The 17,747-nt window shown below is 66.2% G+C and carries 17 protein-coding genes and 1 riboswitch; of the genes, 8 read left to right on the forward strand and 9 right to left on the reverse strand.

All coding sequences use genetic code 11. The features are described from left to right. A complete protein-coding gene (locus I6F31_RS09395) occupies nt 1-1,203 on the reverse strand; it encodes a homoserine O-acetyltransferase (RefSeq protein WP_157286853.1) in 1,203 nt (400 codons plus the stop codon). A 94-nt stretch (nt 1,204-1,297) separates the two neighbouring features. Continuing rightward, a riboswitch (SAM riboswitch) is annotated at nt 1,298-1,377 on the reverse strand. Nucleotides 1,378-1,533: 156 nt separating this feature from the next. Between I6F31_RS09395 and I6F31_RS09400 the strand changes: the two genes are divergently transcribed. The 3 genes from I6F31_RS09400 to I6F31_RS09410 are packed head-to-tail and all read left to right on the forward strand — an operon-like array spanning nt 1,534 to nt 4,446. After that, nucleotides 1,534-2,382 (forward strand): chorismate mutase, encoded by an 849-nt coding sequence (locus I6F31_RS09400; protein WP_036040392.1) that lies wholly within the window; start codon nt 1,534-1,536, stop codon nt 2,380-2,382. A gap of 34 nt (nt 2,383-2,416) precedes the next feature. Continuing rightward, nucleotides 2,417-3,514 carry a histidinol-phosphate transaminase gene (gene hisC / locus I6F31_RS09405; protein WP_225152203.1) on the forward strand — a complete coding sequence of 366 codons (1,098 nt, stop codon included), beginning with the start codon at nt 2,417-2,419 and terminating at the stop codon, nt 3,512-3,514. Beyond that, the gene (locus I6F31_RS09410) at nt 3,511-4,446 is read left to right on the forward strand and encodes a prephenate/arogenate dehydrogenase family protein (protein WP_035996931.1); all 936 of its coding nucleotides are present in this window, start codon (nt 3,511-3,513) and stop codon (nt 4,444-4,446) included. Before hisC ends, I6F31_RS09410 begins: the two co-directional genes overlap by 4 nt. 119 nt (nt 4,447-4,565) lie before the next feature. On the opposite strand, the gene I6F31_RS09415 is transcribed toward I6F31_RS09410, so the two are convergent. Further along, nucleotides 4,566-5,750, reverse strand: coding sequence for a DUF2125 domain-containing protein (locus I6F31_RS09415; RefSeq protein WP_225128578.1), 1,185 nt, complete (start codon nt 5,748-5,750; stop codon nt 4,566-4,568). A gap of 110 nt (nt 5,751-5,860) precedes the next feature. On the opposite strand from I6F31_RS09415, the gene I6F31_RS09420 reads away from it, so the two are divergent. Next, nucleotides 5,861-6,472 carry a gamma-glutamylcyclotransferase gene (locus I6F31_RS09420; RefSeq protein WP_225185305.1) on the forward strand — a complete coding sequence of 204 codons (612 nt, stop codon included), beginning with the start codon at nt 5,861-5,863 and terminating at the stop codon, nt 6,470-6,472. A 97-nt stretch (nt 6,473-6,569) separates the two neighbouring features. Here I6F31_RS09420 and I6F31_RS09425 read toward each other — a convergent pair whose 3' ends face one another. The 4 genes from I6F31_RS09425 to ftsE form a co-directional block, all read right to left on the reverse strand. Then, entirely contained in the window at nt 6,570-7,340 is a 771-nt protein-coding gene (locus I6F31_RS09425) for a lysophospholipid acyltransferase family protein (RefSeq protein WP_225185306.1), read from the reverse strand. Nucleotides 7,341-7,351: 11 nt separating this feature from the next. Continuing rightward, the gene (locus I6F31_RS09430) at nt 7,352-8,056 is read right to left on the reverse strand and encodes a YdcF family protein (RefSeq protein WP_225128576.1); all 705 of its coding nucleotides are present in this window, start codon (nt 8,054-8,056) and stop codon (nt 7,352-7,354) included. A 282-nt stretch (nt 8,057-8,338) separates the two neighbouring features. Then, on the reverse strand, nt 8,339-9,307 hold the full coding sequence (locus I6F31_RS09435) for an ABC transporter permease (RefSeq protein WP_128265888.1): 969 nt from the start codon (nt 9,305-9,307) through the stop codon (nt 8,339-8,341). Then, nucleotides 9,300-9,959: a cell division ATP-binding protein FtsE gene (gene ftsE, locus I6F31_RS09440; protein ID WP_057028593.1), complete on the reverse strand. Its 660-nt coding sequence runs from the start codon at nt 9,957-9,959 to the stop codon at nt 9,300-9,302. Before ftsE ends, I6F31_RS09435 begins: the two co-directional genes overlap by 8 nt. A 204-nt stretch (nt 9,960-10,163) precedes the next feature. Between ftsE and I6F31_RS09445 the strand changes: the two genes are divergently transcribed. Both I6F31_RS09445 and I6F31_RS09450 read left to right on the forward strand, forming a co-directional pair. Next, on the forward strand, nt 10,164-11,042 hold the full coding sequence (locus tag I6F31_RS09445) for an MJ0042-type zinc finger domain-containing protein (RefSeq protein ID WP_225185307.1): 879 nt from the start codon (nt 10,164-10,166) through the stop codon (nt 11,040-11,042). Between the two features lie 36 nt (nt 11,043-11,078). Further along, nucleotides 11,079-11,453, forward strand: coding sequence for a response regulator (locus I6F31_RS09450; RefSeq protein WP_035996894.1), 375 nt, complete (start codon nt 11,079-11,081; stop codon nt 11,451-11,453). 160 nt (nt 11,454-11,613) lie between these two features. On the opposite strand, the gene I6F31_RS09455 is transcribed toward I6F31_RS09450, so the two are convergent. Beyond that, entirely contained in the window at nt 11,614-14,280 is a 2,667-nt protein-coding gene (locus I6F31_RS09455) for a TIGR02302 family protein (protein WP_225185308.1), read from the reverse strand. Nucleotides 14,281-14,449: 169 nt separating this feature from the next. On the opposite strand from I6F31_RS09455, the gene I6F31_RS09460 reads away from it, so the two are divergent. After that, nucleotides 14,450-14,833 carry a carboxymuconolactone decarboxylase family protein gene (locus I6F31_RS09460; protein WP_028134137.1) on the forward strand — a complete coding sequence of 128 codons (384 nt, stop codon included), beginning with the start codon at nt 14,450-14,452 and terminating at the stop codon, nt 14,831-14,833. A gap of 221 nt (nt 14,834-15,054) precedes the next feature. Continuing rightward, nucleotides 15,055-15,945 carry an NAD(P)-dependent oxidoreductase gene (locus I6F31_RS09465; RefSeq protein WP_225147394.1) on the forward strand — a complete coding sequence of 297 codons (891 nt, stop codon included), beginning with the start codon at nt 15,055-15,057 and terminating at the stop codon, nt 15,943-15,945. Nucleotides 15,946-16,076: 131 nt separating this feature from the next. On the opposite strand, the gene lysA is transcribed toward I6F31_RS09465, so the two are convergent. Both lysA and I6F31_RS09475 read right to left on the reverse strand, forming a co-directional pair. Further along, entirely contained in the window at nt 16,077-17,342 is a 1,266-nt protein-coding gene (gene lysA / locus I6F31_RS09470) for a diaminopimelate decarboxylase (RefSeq protein WP_225185309.1), read from the reverse strand. A gap of 23 nt (nt 17,343-17,365) precedes the next feature. After that, a complete protein-coding gene (locus I6F31_RS09475; RefSeq protein WP_035996882.1) occupies nt 17,366-17,659 on the reverse strand; it encodes a lipoprotein in 294 nt (97 codons plus the stop codon). Between the last annotated feature and the right edge of the window lie 88 nt (nt 17,660-17,747).

The following is a 17,747-nucleotide window of genomic DNA, read 5'->3' on the forward strand; positions in this document are numbered from 1 at the left end:
CTAACGGTCCTCGAGGTTGAGCCCGCGGGCCTTGCCTGCCGATTGCAGGAAGGCCCGGGAGATGTCGAAGAATTCGGGCACGTCGAGCAGGAAGGCGTCGTGGCCGCGATCGGTCTCGATCTCGGCGAACGACACCCGCGCGCTCGAAGCGTTCAGCGCGTGCACCAGCGCGCGCGATTCCGAGGTCGGGAACAGCCAGTCGCTGGTGAAGGAGACCACGCAGAAGCGCGTCTTGATGTCGGCGAAGGCCTTGGCCAGCACGCCGCCATGGTCGGCGGCGATGTCGAAATAGTCCATCGCCCGCGTCAGGTAGAGATAGGAATTGGCGTCGAAGCGCTCGACGAAGGACGAGCCCTGGTAACGCAGATAGGATTCGACCTGGAAATCGGCGTCGAACGAGAAGGTCGGCAGCTCGCGGTCCTGCATACGCCGGCCGAACTTGCGGTGCAGCGCCGCATCCGAGAGATAGGTGATATGCGCCGCCATCCGCGCCACCGCGAGCCCGCGATGCGGATGGATGCCGCGATCGGCATAGCCGCCACCGTGCCAGTCGGGGTCGGCCATCACGGCCTGGCGGCCGAGCTCGTGGAAGGCGATGTTCTGCGCCGAGTGCCGCGTCGCGCAGGCGATCGCCAGCGCAGAGTACACGCGCTCCGGATAGGCGGCGGTCCATTGCAGCACCTGCATGCCGCCCATCGAGCCGCCGACGACCGCAAACAGCGTGTCGATGCCGAGCCGGTCGATCAGCATCGCCTGCGCGCGCACCATGTCCGGAATGGTGATGACGGGGAAGTCCAGGCCCCAGACCTTGCCGGTGGCGGGATTGATCGACGCCGGCCCGGTCGAGCCCATACAGCCGCCGATCACGTTGGAGCAGATGATGAAGTAGTGCTTGGGATCGATGGGTCGGCCGGGACCGACCAGCGTCTCCCACCAGCCCGGCTTGCCGGTGACGGGATGTACGTTGGCGACATGCTGGTCGCCGGTCAGCGCATGGCAGATCAGCACCGCATTGGAGCGATCGGCATTGAGCTCGCCATAGGTCTGGTAGGCGATCTGGAACGGGGTGAGATCGACGCCGCAATCGAGCCGCAGCGGCTGCTCGGTGCCGAAATGCGCAACCAGCGAGCTTGGATGATCCACCTCGTGCGATCGCTCATCGGCGCTGATCGCAGGACTCGGTATCGACTTGACGCTACCCATCTCGGACATCGACCTCGTTTGCGACTGGCTGCTCGACCGCGCCGCTGACATCAGGCCATGAAAAACCCGGCCTGAACGATAGGTTCGGCCGGGATCGGAAGCGTCCCCGGCCTGTTTAGCGAGTTTTTTAACGTGGCTGCAAGCCGGCCGGCTCAAATGACCACGGAACGGGCAAAAGCTACCGTCTTGGGCGGTTTTCGTCAAGTCGCGGCCCGGATCGGCCCAATTCGCCTCTGCCGCGACGCCCGCAAAGCACGTCATTTCTCTTTGCTTTCGCCGCCCCGACTGCCTAATCAGGATATCCCCCACCGGAACGATCGACGACCAGACATGTCCCAACGTCCGCCCGCGCCACCATCGCTGCAGGAACTGCGCAAGGAGATCGACGCGATCGACGAGGGCATGCATCGCCTCCTCATGCAGCGCGGCGAGATCATCGATCGCCTGATCCAGGTGAAGCAGACCCAGGAGGTCGGCTCGGCGTTCCGTCCCGCGCGCGAGGCTGCCATGATGCGCGAGATCGTGCAGCGTCATCGCGGCATCCTGCCGCTCGACACGGTCGAGAGCATCTGGCGCGTCATCATCTCGACCTTCACTTACGTACAGGCGCCGTTCTCGGTGCATGCCGACATCTCGGCCAGCGAGGCGGCGATGCGCGATTCCGTGCGCTTCAATTTCGGCTTCACAGTGCCTTACGTCGCGCATTTCAGCGCACAGGCCGCGGTCGAGGCGGTAGCGAAATCCAAGGGTGATCTGGCAATGGTCTCGGCGACCTCGAGCCGCACGCCATGGTGGCTGGAGCTGGAAGCGGACGGCGCACCGAAGATCATCGCACGGATGCCTTTCATCGAGCGCGCCGACCATCCGGCCGCCTTGCCGGTGTTCGCGATCTCGCGCGTTGCGGACAGCGCCCTGGTGACGGAGGTCGAGACGTTCAGCGTGCGCGTCTCCGGATGGAACGCCGAGGTCGCCCGCGCGCTGTCGCCGCTCGCCGAGATCGTGGCCGTGCCCGATACCGCCTTCGACGGCGCGGCGCTGCTGGTCTCGGTCACCGGCGCGACCAGCATCGACAAGATCAGGGCTGCCCTGATCGAGGCGGGGGCCTCGGTGCGCTCCGTGGCCCTCGTCGGCAGCCACGCAACGCGCTATACGGTGCCCCCGACCGGGCCGAAATCGTAAAATCGCGAGCAGCCCAGCCTATCCGGAGTCCAAGATGTCCCGCCCCGTGCCGAATCCCGGCATTCTCGATATTGCGCCCTACACGCCCGGCAAGAGCCCGGTGCCGGAGCCGGGCCGCAAGGTGTTCAAGCTCTCGGCCAACGAGACGCCGTTCGGGCCCTCGCCCAAGGCGATCGAAGCCTTCAAGCGCGTGGCAGATCATCTGGAGGACTATCCGGAAGGCACCTCGCGCGTGCTGCGCGAGGCGATCGGCCGCTCGTTCGGGCTCGATCCCAACCGCATCATCTGCGGCGCCGGCTCGGACGAGATCCTCAATCTGCTCGCGCACACCTATCTCAGCCAGGGCGACGAGGCGATCTCGACCACGCACGGCTTCCTTGTCTACCCGATCGCGACGATGGCGGTCGGCGCCAGGAACGTCATCGCCCAGGAGACCAACCTCACCGCCGACGTCGACGCCATCCTGAAGGCCGTGACGCCGAAGACGAAGCTGGTCTGGCTCGCCAACCCCAACAACCCGACCGGCACCTATCTTCCGTTCGACGAGGTCAAGCGGCTGCGCGCCGGCCTGCCCTCGCACGTGCTGCTGGTGCTGGACGCCGCCTATTGCGACTACGTCTCGCGCAACGACTATGAGATGGGAATCGAGCTCGTCGCCACCACCGAGAACACGGTGGTGACGCACACCTTCTCCAAGATCCACGGTCTTGCCGCGCTGCGCATCGGCTGGATGTTCGGGCCCGAGCACGTCATCGACGCGGTCAATCGCATCCGCGGTCCCTTCAACGTGTCGACGCCGGCGATGTATGCCGCGGTCGCCGCGATCGAGGATACCGCGCATCAGGCGATGTCGAAGCAGTTCACCGAGACCTGGCGCAACTGGCTCACCGAGGAGATCGGCAAGCTCGGGCTGAAGGTGACGCCGAGCGTCGCCAATTTCGTGCTGATCCACTTCCCGACCGATAAGGGCAGGACCGCCGATGACGCCGATGCCTTCCTGACCAGGCGGGGGCTCGTGCTGCGCGGCTTGAAGAATTACGGCCTGCCGCATGCGCTACGCATGACCATCGGCACCGAGGAGGCCAACCGCCTCGTCGTCGAAGGCTTGCGCGACTTCATGGGCGGCAAATGAGCGCGCAGGCGCACTTCCAGCGCGTGGCGCTGATCGGCTTCGGCCTGATCGGCGGCTCGATCGCCCGCGCTGCGAAGCTCCAGGGGCTTGCCGGTGAAATCGTCACCACCGCACGCTCGGAGAAGACACGCGCGCGTGTCGCCGAGCTCGGCATCGTCGATCAGGTGGTGGCGACCAATGCGGAGGCCGTGAGGGATGCCGATCTCGTCATCCTCTGCATTCCCGTCGGCGCCTGCGGACCCGTAGCGCAGGAGATCGCGCCGCATCTCAAGCCGGGTGCGATCGTCTCCGACGTCGGCTCGGTCAAGGGCGCTGTGGTCCGCGACATGGCCCCGCATCTGCCGGGCGGCATTCATTTCGTGCCGGCGCATCCGGTGGCGGGCACCGAGCATTCCGGCCCGGATTCGGGCTTTGCCGAGCTCTTCATCAACCGCTGGTGCATCCTGACCCCGCCTGATGGCAGCGACGCAGCGGCGACCGATCACCTGCGCGCGTTCTGGGCGGCGATGGGCGCCAAGGTCGAGGTGATGACGCCGGATCATCACGACCTCGTGCTCGCCATCACCAGCCACCTGCCGCATCTGATCGCCTACACCATCGTCGGCACCGCCGACGAATTGGCGCAGGTGACGGAATCCGAGGTGATCAAATTCTCCGCCGGCGGTTTTCGCGATTTCACCCGCATTGCGGCGTCCGATCCGACGATGTGGCGCGACGTCTTCCTCGCCAACAAGGAGGCCGTGCTGGAGATGCTCGGCACCTTCACCGAGGATCTGGCAAAGCTCACCCGCGCGATCCGCCGCGGCGACGGGGAGGCGCTGTTCGACCACTTCACCCGCACCCGCGCCATCCGCCGCGGCATCGTCGAGATCGGCCAGGATTCCGCCGCGCCCGATTTCGGACGGCCGCATGCGGCGCTGAAGAAGCCGTGAGCCTGTAGCCCGGACAAAGCTGCGTAGCCCGGATGGAGCACAAGCGTAATCCGGGACAGTGCCAGCTGTGATCAAGAACCCCGGATTGCGCTGCGCTCCATCCGGGCTACGGGAGCCAACTAATACAGCGGCGGGATCTGACCGACCTTGACCGGGCCGAGCAGCACGGCACCGTCGACGAATTTCAGCGGGAAGCTCCGCGCTTTCTTGCCTTCCAGCGTGCTCTCGGTACCGATCGAATTGATGCCGGCGGCAACGCCGGCATTGGCGTTCTGCTTGATGACCTTGCCGAGGCCCGGCACGGCGCGGTCGAGCGCGCCGAACAGATTATTCAGGTCCTGCGACTTCACGCCGGGCGCGAGGCGATCGAGCGTTGCCTGCGGTACGCCCTCCTCCAGCATCTTCTCGATGCCGAGCGCCGGGATCACGCGCTCGAGGCCGGTCACCGTCATCTGCAATTCGCCGTCGAGCCGGCCGTTGGGCGACAGGCCGAGCGTGCCGGCCGCGACCGCGATCATCTCGCCCTGTTGAATGCGCGACTGCACGATCTCGATGTGACCGCCGGCGGCCTGGATCTCGCGGAAGCGCTGCGGCCACGGTTTGGGCGTGAGGTCGGAGAGGCCGGTGATCTTGGCGCGGGTGTCCGCCTCGAACGGCTCGGCGAGCAGCGGATGCACGCCCTGGATGCTGCCCTGCGCGACATGGAGCACGGTCTCGATCACCGGATGATCGGCCGGCGAGCCATCGGCAAGGCGCCCGTGCAGCTCAACCTGCTTGGCGCGCGCAAGCGGCACCTGCACGCTGCCATCGAGACGGTTGAGGCTGGGGTCGTCGAACACGATGGAAGCGCGATCCGGCACAGCCGGCAGACCCGCCACACTGGCGCGGCCCTTGCTCCAATTCACGGTGAAGGTGTTTTGCGTAATGCCGTCGATCAGCGTGGCGGGCGCTGCGAATTCGGCGATGATGCGCTTGGGGTCGTAGACCTGGGCCACGACCAGGATGTTGTCGAGCTTGGCCGTGAACGGCGTCTTGCTCGCGTTCTGCGAGACCAGGGCGACGCTGGCGCCGGAGCACTGGACCTCGAAGCGGAACGGGAAGCCGGCGATCGAGCGCTTGGCACAATCATAGATGCGGCCGGCCTTGGCCTCCTGCGCTCGCCAGGCGTCGGCGACGATTTCGGCCTGCCACGCCGCATAGAACCAGAAGCAGGTCCAGCCGACGGCGAGGACCAGGACGAGAACGGGGGCGATGAAAAGGCCCCAGCGGGAGCGGCGGCCAGTGGCAACGGTCATATTGGACATGCGGCGACCCTTTGACGCCAGATTCAGGCAAATGTAAGCGGGGCGGGCCTGCGACGAAAGGCGCAGAAATCGCTTCGCTTGGGCGCAGGGTTCTGGTAGCCGTCCCCGAAATGTCCGAAATCACCCTCCCCTCCGTCACCACAGCCAAGGGCGACCTCTGGGTGTTCGGCTACGGCTCGCTGATGTGGCGGCCGGGCTTCGATTTCGAGGAGCGCGTCCCGGCGCGGCTGGTCGGCGAGCATCGCGCGCTCTGCGTCTATTCCTTCGTGCATCGCGGCACGCCGGAGAAGCCGGGCTTGGTGCTCGGACTCGACCGCGGCGGCGCCTGCCGCGGCATCGCCTTCCGCGTCGCCGAGAAGAACCGTGCGGAAGTGGTCGCCTATTTGCGCGCACGCGAGCAGGTCACCTCGGTCTATCGCGAGGTGATGCGCTCGGTGTGGCTGGAGAACGATGCACGCCAGCGCGTCGCCGCGCTCGCCTACGTCGTCGACCGCGGTCATGTGCAATATGCCGGCCGCCTCTCGCTCGCCGAGCAGCACCGCCATGTCGTCCAGGGCCACGGCCAGTCCGGCGCCAACCGCGACTACGTCACCGCGACGGTGAAGGCGATCGAGGCCGAAGGCTTTCGCGACACGCAGCTGCATCAGCTTGCATTGATGCTGCATGGTGATGCGCATTCCCTGCACACGACGGCTCGGGACCAGGATCGGGAAAGCCGCTAAAGCATGATCCGGAAAAGTGCGAAGCGGTTTTCCGGAAAGATCATGCGTAAACAACAACCCAAAGCGCGATGAAGATTCATCCCAATCTCATCGCGCTTTAGCCGGTCGGCGCGTAGCTCGGCGCCGAGCCGATCAACTGCTCCTGCTCCTTCCGCCCTGCTTCGACGAGCCGGGCGGTCGCGTCCTCGATCGCCGCTTGCACGCGTGCGAGAAACTCGTCCTTCGGCAGGCCCGGCGGCAACGGTTCGAGAAACTCGACCACCAGCGTGCCCGGATAGCGCATGAAGGTGCGGCGCGGCCAGAACAGGCCGGAATTGAGCGCGATCGGCAGGCACGGCACGCCGCAGGAGGAATAGATCTGCGCAAAGCCGGTCTTGTAATCGGGCGGCGCGCCCGGCGCACGGCGCGTGCCTTCCGGAAAGATCACGAGCTGCTTTCCACTGCGCACCGCCTCGCGCGCGCGCCGCGTCATCTCGAGCAGCGCCTTCACGCCGGCATTGCGGTCGATCGCGATCATCCCGGTCTTGACCAGGAACTGGCCGAACACCGGGATCTGCATCAGCTGGCGCTTGAGGATGAAGATCGGCCGGTTGAAGAAACCCGGCAGCACGAAGGTCTCCCAGAACGACTGATGCTTGGCCACGATCAGCAGCGGTCCTGTCGGGATCTTCTCCACCCCGCGGAATTCCACCTTGATGTTGCAGACCAGGCGCATCAGGACCAGCGTGGCGTTGGCCCACCATTGCGCCAACGTCAGCATGGCGCGCGGCGGCAGTGCAAAGGTCGGCAGCGCAACGATCGCCAGACAGACCAGCACGGCGTAGAACAGCACGTTGAATACGAGCGATCGCAGGAAAATCAGGAACATCGATGGTCCGATCAATTGGCCTGCGCGGTGGCGGGCCGCTTCGGTTGCTGACCTGCAGGCTGCTCCGACATCTCAGGCCAAAGGTCAATCCCGAAATCCTCCAGCCGCACCCTGAGCTCGGCCGCAAGGTACTTGACGTATTCGGACAGGAGCAGCCGCAGCGTCGAGCCTGAGATCCACCACGGCTCCTCGCGCCATTTTTCGCCGACCACCGCGAACGGGATCAGCGTCGTCCGCGGCATCGCATGCGAGAATTCCACCAGCGCGCGCGGCATGTGATAGTTCGAGGTGACCACGATCAGAGACGTAAACCGGCGCCCCTCGGCCCAGCGCCGCGCCTCCGCGGCGTTGCCGCGGGTCGAGAGCGCGGTGCGGTCGAGGTCGACGCAGCAGGTCATGAAGGACTGATTCTCCGGCAAGGTGCGGGAGATGTCGTTCGCCGTCGAGGTCGGATGCACGCCGGAAATCAGGAGCCGCCTGCCGTAGCCGGCAGCCAGCAGCTCCATCGCGTCCGATACCCGCGAGGAGCCGCCGGTCAGGACCACGATGCCGTCCGCCTTGCGATCGGGTACTTTCTCGGCCCCGCGCAATTGCGCCAGGAACGCAATGAAGCCCGCCGCCGCGCCGACGAAGGCGAGCGCGATCGTCGACACGATTGCCGCGCGCAGCCAGCCGCGCGGCAGTTTCGGCGATCGATCGTCGGTCGGCGAGCTCATGCGATGTCGGTGATCCCTTCCCGATCTGATTTTATGACGTTTTGAGGCGAAGTGGAGTCCGGTTTCTTCACCCTCTCCCCTTGTGGGAGAGGGTCGCATAGGCGGCCGCCGGCCGCCGTTCTTAAGAATGCCGATGCTTTGCATCGGCTATGGCGAAAGCGGCGAGACGGGTGAGGGGTTCTCTCCGCGCATTCACCTCGACATCTGTACGCGTGGACAGAACCCCTCCTCCGGCGCTTCGCGCCACCTTCTCCCACAAGGGGAGAAGGGAAGAAAAGAAACTCAATCAACATCGTTCAATGTCGCGAACAGCGTTTGGCGCGAGGCGACTGCGGTAATGGCGCCGATCAGGACGGCCTGAACCGCGAGCACGATGTAGCCGGAGGGGCGCAGCGAGAAGGTGCCGAGCAGCGCGGCGAACTGGTCGCCGACGGGAGTCCCGGAAAACCAGCCTGCGATGGACTCGGAGAAGCCGAACATCAGCATGGCGGCACCGCCGCCGATCACGCCGCCCTCCAGGCCCAGCCTGAGGAAATGACGCAGGAAGTGGTTGGCGATGTAGCGGTCGCCGGCGCCAACGAAATGCAGGACCTCGACGATCGGACGGTTCGCCGCCATTGCGCCGCGCGTCGCGAACGACACCGAGATGATGGTTGCGACGATGACGAGCGCGAGGATGCCGAGGCCGGCCAGCACGGTGGCGTTCGTCATCAGGCGCATGCGCTCGATCCAGGCGCGGTGATCGTCGACGCTGGCGCTAGGGGCGACCTGCGCCACGCGCGCGCGCAAGGCGCCGAGATCGAGCGGCGTGCCCGGCTGCACGCGCGCGATGATCATGCGCGGCACCGGCAGATCGTCCATCGACAGGCCGGTGCCGAGCCAGGGCTCGAGCAGCTTGCCGCTCTCGTCCCTGGTGAACGGCTTGACCTCGACTATGCCGGCTTGCGTGCGCATCGCTTCCGCCACGGCTGCGGTGTCGCGCTCGAGATCGCGGCCGGCCTGCGGGCGAACCTGGATGGTGATTTCGCTCGCGACGTCTGACTGCCATTCGGCGGCGGAGGCACTCACCAGCAGCACCGTGCCCGTGGCCATCGAGGCGAGGAAGGTCATGATGGCGACCACCGCAAGCAGCGCTCTGCCGTGGATCGAGGCGCGCGGCACGATCGGTGACATGTTGCGTGCCTTGGCCGGAAGCTGCGGACGCTCCTGTCCGAGATCGACCAGCACGCCGCGCTCGTCCAGCCTACTCATAGACGTGCAACCGTCCCTGGTGCAGCACCAGCCGCCGTGCTTCGTACTGGTCCATCAGCCCGATGTCGTGGGTGGCGATGATGACGGCGGTGCCTGATTTGTTGAGCTCGATGAAGAGTCGCAGCAGGCGGCGGCCGAGCGTCGGATCGACGCTGCCGGTCGGCTCGTCCGCGAGCAGCAGCTGCGGCCGCGAGATCACGGCGCGCGCGATCGCGGCGCGCTGCTTCTCGCCGCCTGACAGGATCGGCGGCAGCGCGTCCATGCGGTCGCCGAGGCCGACCCAGCGCAACAGATCGATCACCTCCTTGCGGTAGCTCGACTCGCTGCGGCCCATGACGCGGAACGGCAGCGCGACGTTCTCATAGGTCGTCATGTGATCGAGCAGGCGGAAATCCTGGAGCACGATGCCGATGCGCTTGCGCAGGTCTGCGATCTCGTCCTTGCCGAGCTGCGAGATGTCGTGGCCGAACAGGTTGACGAGGCCCCGCGTCGGTCGATGCGACAGGAACAACAGGCGCAGCAGGGACGTCTTGCCGGCACCTGACGGCCCGGTGAGAAACTGGAAGGAATGCGCTGGGATCTGGAAGGTGAGGTCGCGCAAAATCTCCGGCCCTAGACCGTAACGCAATCCGACATTTTCGAACCGAACCAAGCTCAGCTCCGTTCGAGAGGGGGCGCGGGCCGCATTGCGGCGGTCCGCCATACGCGATCAATGGGTTTTGCCGCCGTTATGGTTTCCGGTTCGTTAACGGTCGCCCAGTAGCATAAGGGGCGCCCGGTCTCCGCGACCGTGGCATCGTCAAGACCCGTCCAAGACCTCCGTTCAAGACCTTCGTTCATGCATCAAGGCTCGTCCATGCATATCGTCTGCCCCCATTGTATGACATCCTACGCCATCAAGCTCGCGAGCCTTGGGGCGAACGGGCGGGCGGTCCGCTGCTCCCGCTGCAAGGAGACCTGGATCGCCCACGCCGAGGATGCCATCGAGGAGGCGTCCGTTCCGGCCATGGTCGCGGCCAGCCGAGCCGACGATCAGTCCGACCTCGCCGAACAATGGAACTCCTATGCCAAGGACGACGGCGCCACTGATGCGCCCATCGTCGATAGCCCATCGATCGCCAGCGACTGGCCGGACGAGCAGGCCCGCGAAACCGAGGACGAATGGTCGGCAGCGGCCCGGCAGGCCGAAGAGGAGGCCGTCGGCGCGCAGCACCAGTCCTGGTTCCGCAGCCTGTTCCCTCGCCGCGGCGCGCGGGTGAGCCGCCCGGTCGCCACCACGGCTCCGCGCAAATCCTATCTTGGCCTGCCGACCGCCTGCGCCGCGATGGGCGCGCTGGTGCTGGCACTGGTGCTCTGGCGCGGCGATGTGGTGCGGCTGCTGCCGCAGACGGCAGCCTTCTACAAGATGGTCGGGCTCGAGGTGAACTTGCGGGGTCTCGCCTTCAAGGACGTCAAGCTCTCCAGCGAGACCGTGGACGGTAAACAGGTGTTGGTGATCGAGGGCGTCATCGTCGGCGACGGCAAGAAGCCGCTCGACATTCCGCGGCTGCGCTTTGCCGTGCGCGACGCCCAAGGCGCGGAGATCTATGCCTGGAACACGGTGCTGGAGCAGACTGTGCTGCGGCCAGGTGAGCGCGCCTTCTTCCGCTCGCGCCTGGCCTCACCGCCGCCGGAGGGCCGCAACATCGACGTTCGTTTCTTCAACCGGCGCGACATTGCCGGCGGCAGCGTATAATCGCCCCCAGGGGAGGTTGATACCAAGGTTCGTCTCATGCCGAAGATCTTGATCGCCGACGACGAGGATTCGATGCGCGCGCTGGTGGCGCGCGCCATCGCCATGGACGGCCACGAGACCGTCACCGCCCAGGACGGCGCAGAGGCGCTGGAGATCCTGACCCGCGAGGATGGCGCCTTCGACCTGTTGCTCACCGACATCCAGATGCCGGTGATGGACGGCATCGCGCTGGCGCTCTCCGCGGCGCGCGATTTTCCCGACCTGACCATCCTGCTGATGACCGGCTTTGCCGACCAGCGCGAGCGCGCCTCGAACCTGAACGCGCTGGTGCATGACGTCGTGACCAAGCCGTTCTCGGTCGCCGATATCCGCACGGCGGTCGCCGATGCGCTGGCGGCGAAGAAGGGCTAGCGTCGGCATTCGCCACACATGCCGCTGTCATGCCCCGCCTAGTGCGCAATTGCGCACGGGGGGCGGGGCATCCAGTACGCCGCTGCTTCTCGATTCAATCACTGCGGTCTCGGCGTACTGGATCGCCCGGCCAAGCCGGGCGATGACACCGAGTGTGGAGTTAAAACTCCTTCAGCAGCCGCTCGAGATAATCGAGCTCGATCTGCGGCCGCGAGGGATCGCCGAGACGGCGGCGGAGCTCTTCGAGAATGCGGCGGACACGCTGCGTGTCGATCTCGCCGGGAATCTTGACCGTATAATCGTCGCCATATTCGCGCCCATGCAGCGGCCGGCCGAGCGGATCGGTCTGGTTGCCGCCGCTCTGCTGCCGGCCGGCACGCTGGCCGGGGCCGTCGCCCTGGCCGTCGCCATCGCCCTGCTGCATCGCCTCGGCCATCTTCTGCGCACCCTTGCGCATGGCGTCGAGTGCCTTGCCCTGCGAGTCCACGGCGCCGTCGGCATTACCCTCGCCGAGCTTTGATCCGGCATCGCCCATGGCACCGTCGGCTGCATCCAGGCTGCCGTCATCGCCCTGGTCGCCATCCTGATCGCCGTTCTGGCCGGGCTGGCCCTGCTCGCCTTGCTGACCCTTCTGGCCCTTTGCCTGCTGGCCCTGCTGACCCTTCTGCCCCTTCTGAGTGAGGCCGCGCTTGGCAAGCTCGTCCTGCAGCTTCTTCAGGCGGTCGCGCAGTCCCTGCTGGTCCTGCTGCAGCTCCGACATGGACTGATCGCCCTGCTGCTGCTTGCCGCGCGAGCGGTCGCGTCGGGAATCCTGGCCCTGCTTGAACGTCTTGTCGCGCAATTGCTGCTGCTTGCGGATCATGTCGCCGAGCTCATTGAGCGCCTGCTCCATGTCACTCTCGCCGGACTGCCCCGGCTGCGCCATCTGCAGGCCTTCCAGCATCTGCTGGAGCTGGTCGAGCAACTGCTTGGCCGCATCCTTGTCGCCGGAGCGCGACAGGCGCTCCATCCGATCGATCATGTTCTGCAGATCCTGCTGACGCAGGACCTTGGTGTTCGGATCGAGCGGCCGCGCCAGCTGCTGCGGGTCATTGTTGTTGCGGAACTGCTCGGCGAGCTGGCGCATGAAATCGTTCAGCGCCTGACGCAGATCCTGCGTGAGCTTCTTGATCTCCTCGTCGCTTGCACCGCGCTCCAGCGCCTGCTTCAGCGCCTCCTGGGCCGCGCGCAACGCCTTCTCGACGTCGGAGATCTTGCCGTCCTCGATCGTCACCGCAAGCGCCCACAGGCTCGCCACGACCTCGCGCAAGGCATCGTCGGTACGCGCCGCTTCGAGCTGCCGGGCCACGCTGTGCAGGCCGAGATATTGTCCCGGCTCCGGCGTGAACATCTCGGGCGCGATCATCAGCCCGTCGAGCGCGGCATAGACGTCCGAATTCTTGTTGGCGTCGAGCGCGAGGATGCGGCGCTGCTCGATCAATGCACGGGCCAGCGGCTTGGTGAAGAGCCGCTCGGGCAGGCGCATGTTGAACGGCTCGCTGGCGGCCTCGTTGCCGGCCTCGTCCTTGGCCGTGAGCGTCAGCGTGACCTCGGCGCCGGCATAGGGATCCTCGCTGAGATCCTTCACGGATTGCCCGACGCCGTTGCGGGTGCGCGCATTCGGCAGGGCGAGCGGGAATTTCGGCGGCTGGAACAGCGGCCGCGGCGCCGTCCTGCTGTCGCCATCACCGGCGGCGGCCTTCGGACCATCCTTGGGGCCATCCTTGGCACCATCTTTGGCGTCGGTCGGCCGCGGGGCGAATTTCGCCTCGGCGCCGGTGACGCCGTAATCGTCCTCGATCTTGTAGGAGAGCTGGAGCGCGCCGCGCGCCTGGCGCTCCGGGTCCTTCGCGAGCGCGATCGTCGGCGGACGATCCGGCGTGGCGGCGAAGGCCCATTGCGGCTGGCCGGAGGGCGCCCGGACATGCGCGGTGCCGTCGCCGGAAATCGCGAAATGCCTTTCGTTGGTCCCCTTGGGGCTGGCTTCGGCCGGGGCGACCTCCTTGAGGCCGCCGGAGACGGCGACATCCAAATTGCCGCCGGAGGAGCGCACGATCAGGGTCGAGCCGGCGGGAACGGCAAGCGGGCCGCTGGCGGGCAGCGCCGCGGCTTCCTTGTTGGCGGCCGACAGGATGACCGGCGGCCTGCCGGTGTAGAGCGGCGGCGTGACCCAGGCATCGACGCGAACATTGGCCGGCGCCAGCACCCCGTTCCAGTCGAAGGCGGCGCCAAGGCGCATCGCACGCTCGTCACCCGCGGCAAAGAAGGTCGCGACCAGCATCACCATCACGAGGGCACGCAGCGCCCAGGGGTCGTGAAGCGCGAGCCGGGGCTGCGGCACACCGGCGCGGATGCGCTTGATGGAGGCGAGCGTGCGCTCGAGCTGCGCCTGCCACAGCGCCTGCGCGACCGGGTCCTGTGAGGTCAGCGTGTCCGTGAGCGCGGTGGCCGGGCGGTGCCGGATGCCGGAGCCACGGTCGAGCCGAGCCAGCGCTTCCTCGCGGCTCGGCCAGCGGAAGCGAATCAGCGGGAACAGGGCGGCCGCCGCGATCGCGGCGAAGAGGGCGAGACCGACGGCCCTGGCCGTGAACGGCAGCGCCAGCCAGAGGCCGGCCCAGGACACCACCAGGAACAGGCCGACGACGGTCAGAAGGCGCGCCGCATTGGGCCAGGCACGCTCCCACGCGATGGCATAAGTTGCCCGATCAAGGGCCTGCGCCAGCTTCAGCCGCGACAGCGCATCGCCGTTGCGGATCGGGTCTGACGGCTCGGGGGGGACGCCGTTCAATCAACTCTCCAGGTTGCCCGGTAGAGCAGAGCCTATCACAACGGCAGCACTGAGGCATCCGTTCCCGTACGGGAGCGCCTCCTTTTCCCGCATAACACGAGGACGTGACTGGCCGGGTGCAACCCCGTAATTTCCGCGCGCCAATCTCGAGGGAAACGAAGGAAACGCCATGGACAAGAAGATGCACGACAAGGGCCTGGAAGTCCGCAAAGCTGTGCTGGGCGAGGCCTATGTCAACAACGCCCTGAAGAACGTCGACGATTTCAACCGCCCGTTCCAGGAGATGCTCAACGAATATTGCTGGGGCACGGTGTGGGGCCGCGAGGAGCTGCCGCGCAAGACCCGCAGCATGCTCAACATCGCCATGATCGCGATCCTCAACCGTCAGCACGAGTTTCGCGCGCACCTGAAGGGCGCGCTGACCAACGGCGTCACCCGCGAGGAGATCCGCGAGATCCTGATGCAGGTCGCGATCTATGGCGGCATGCCCGCCGCGGTCGACAGCTTCCGCATCGCGCGCGAGGTGTTCGCAGAGATCGACGGGAAGGCGTGAGACCCAGCGCCAATCTCAACTGTCGTCCCGGGGCGCGCGAAGCGCGAGCCCGGGACCCATAGCCACAGGACGATGTTGCTACGACGACTCGGAGCGGCGCCTTTGCGGGACGATTCCTCCTTGTTGTGGTTATGGGTCCCGGACCGGCGCGCGCTTTAGGGCGCGCTTGTCCGGGACGACATCGGTGTGCGCGTTTTCAACAACAACCAAAGGGAAACACCATGGACATCGGATTCATCGGGCTCGGAAACATGGGTTTCCCGATGGCGCGGCGGTTGATCGAGGCGGGGCACAGGCTCGTCGTATTCGACACGCGCAAGGAGGTCATGGACAAGCTAGTCGCGCGCGGTGCCACTGCCGCGTCGTCGCCGAAGGACGTCGCTGACCAGGTCGAGACCGTGATGGCGAGCCTGCCCTCGCTGCAGGCTTCCCTGGACGTTGCCACCGGCGCTGGCGGCGTGATCGAGGGCACGCGTGCCAAACGTTTCGTCGATCTCTCAACCGTCGGCTCGGCGATGGCCGCGAAGATTCACGGGCTGCTCAAAGAGCGCGGCATCGTGCAGATCGACTGTCCCGTCTCCGGCGGCGTTGGCGGCGCCGAGAAGGGCACGCTTGCCGTGATGGTGTCAGGCCCGAAAGCCGAGTTCGCGCTGCTCAAGCCTGCGCTCGAGGTGATCGGAAAGGTGTTCTTCATCGGCGAGAAGCCGGGCGCGGCGCAGACCATGAAGCTCGCCAACAATTTCCTGTCGGCCACCGCGATCGTGGCGACGTCGGAAGCCGTGGTGATGGGCGTGAAGGCCGGGCTCGATCCCGCCGTGATGATCGACGTCATCAATGCGGGCTCGGGCATGAACACCGCGAGCCGCGACAAGTTTCCGCGCGCGGTGCTGCCGCGCACCTTCGACTTCGGCTTCGCCACGGGATTGATGGTGAAGGACGTGCGGCTGGCACTGGAGGAGATGACGCAGCTCGGCCTGTCGATGGAGGTCGCCGACGCGGTCGGGCGGCTGTGGGAGACCGTGATCCGCGCAGAAGGCGCCGAGTCCGATTTCACCGCGGCCATCAAGCCGATCGAGAAGAAAGCGGGTGTGATCGTAGGTGGAAAAAACTGACGTTCAGCGAAATTGCGCGGTCGTGCTGAATTTATCTGACAGTTCAAGCGGTTTTGCCCGACGACCACGCATCATCGCGAAAGCCCCGGTCTACTGTGCATGGGGTTGTTTTGCAGGTTTTGGTAGCGGCCTCACAGCCACGGCGCCGGCGTGTCCATCGCAATGAGCTGCTCGACCTCCACGCGCGGGCGCACCACGGCATATTGATCGCCCTTCACCAGCACCTCCGGCACCAAGGGCCGGGTGTTGTAGGTGCCGGCCTGCACGGCGCCATAGGCACCGGCGGTCATGATGGCGAGGAGATCGCCGGGCGCGGGCGTCGGCAGCGTGCGGTCGAGGGCGAGATAATCGCCGGTCTCGCAGACCGGGCCGACGACATCGGCCTTGATGGTGGCGGCGCCCTTGGCGGGCTGCTTCACCGCCAGGATGTCGTGATGCGCCTCGTACAGTGTCGGGCGGATCAGGTCGTTCATGGCCGCGTCGATGATGACGAAATTCTTGCCGTCGCCGTGCTTCACATAGATCACCTTGGCGACCAGAATGCCGGCATTGCCGACGATCATGCGGCCCGGCTCGAACATCAGCGTGCAGCCGAGATTGTGGCTGACGCGCTTGACCATGGCGGCATAGGCGGCCGGCGCCGGCGGCGCCTCGCGATCCATGTAATAGGGAATGCCGAGACCGCCGCCGAAATCGACGTGGCTGATGTCGTGGCCGTCGCCGCGCAGCTCCTGTACGAATTCGGAGAGGATGCGGAACGCGGTCTCCATGCCGGACAGGTCGGTGATCTGGCTGCCGATATGCACGTCGGTGCCGGTCACCTTGATTCCGGGCAGCTTCGCCGCGCGCGCATAGACCTCGCGGGCATGCACGATCGGGATGCCGAACTTGTTCTCGGACTTGCCGGTGGAGATCTTTGCGTGCGTGCCGGCATCGACGTCGGGATTGACGCGGAGCGAGATGCGCGCGGTCTTGCCCATCTCGGTCGCGAGTCGCGACAGCAGCTCGAGCTCCGGCTCGGATTCGACGTTGAGGCAGAGGATGTCGGCGGCGAGCGCCGCGCGCAGCTCTGCCTCGGTCTTGCCGACGCCGGAGAAGACGATCTTGCTGGCGGGAATGCCGGCGGCCAAAGCGCGCTTCAGCTCGCCGCCCGAAACCACGTCGGCGCCGGCGCCGAGCTTGGCCAGCGTCCGCAGCACCGACTGGTTGGAGTTCGCCTTCATGGCGTAGCAGACCAGCACCTTCTCGCCGGCAAAGGCCTCGGTGAAGACGCGGTAATGCCGCTCCAGCGTTGCGGTCGAATAGCAGTAGAACGGCGTGCCGACGGTGGCGGCCAGCTCGGACAGGTTCACCGCCTCGGCGTGCAGCACGCCGTTGCGATAGTCGAAATGGTTCATGGCGCAGGCTCGGTTGTCCCGGCTTATTTCTTGCCGGGAGGTTCGTCCAGGAGCGGGTCGAGAATAAACGATTTCTTCCGGCCCTTGGCCGCCGCGGGCGCAGCATCCGCGCTGGCCGTGGGTTCGAACAGGCTCGGCGCCTTCTGGGCCGCGGTCTCGGGCTCGACGGGTGCGGCGCCGGTGGCTGCGGGGGCGTTGGAGGCGGTCGGCGGCAGATCCAGCGGGCCCTTGCGGCCGCAACCTGCAAGCGCGAGCGCCGTCAGGCTCAAGACAATGATGGCCCACCCCGAGCCGGCCGGGCGAAACTTTGACGTCACGACGAAAATCCCCACTACGCGCGGCGCACCATACAGAGATTGGCGCGTTCTGGCGAGAGCCGGATGACCATGAAACATAAGCGAAATT

The sequence above is a fragment of the Bradyrhizobium sp. NBAIM01 genome, assembly GCF_020194115.1.
In the GTDB taxonomy this organism is placed as follows: Bacteria; Pseudomonadota; Alphaproteobacteria; order Rhizobiales; family Xanthobacteraceae; genus Bradyrhizobium; species Bradyrhizobium yuanmingense.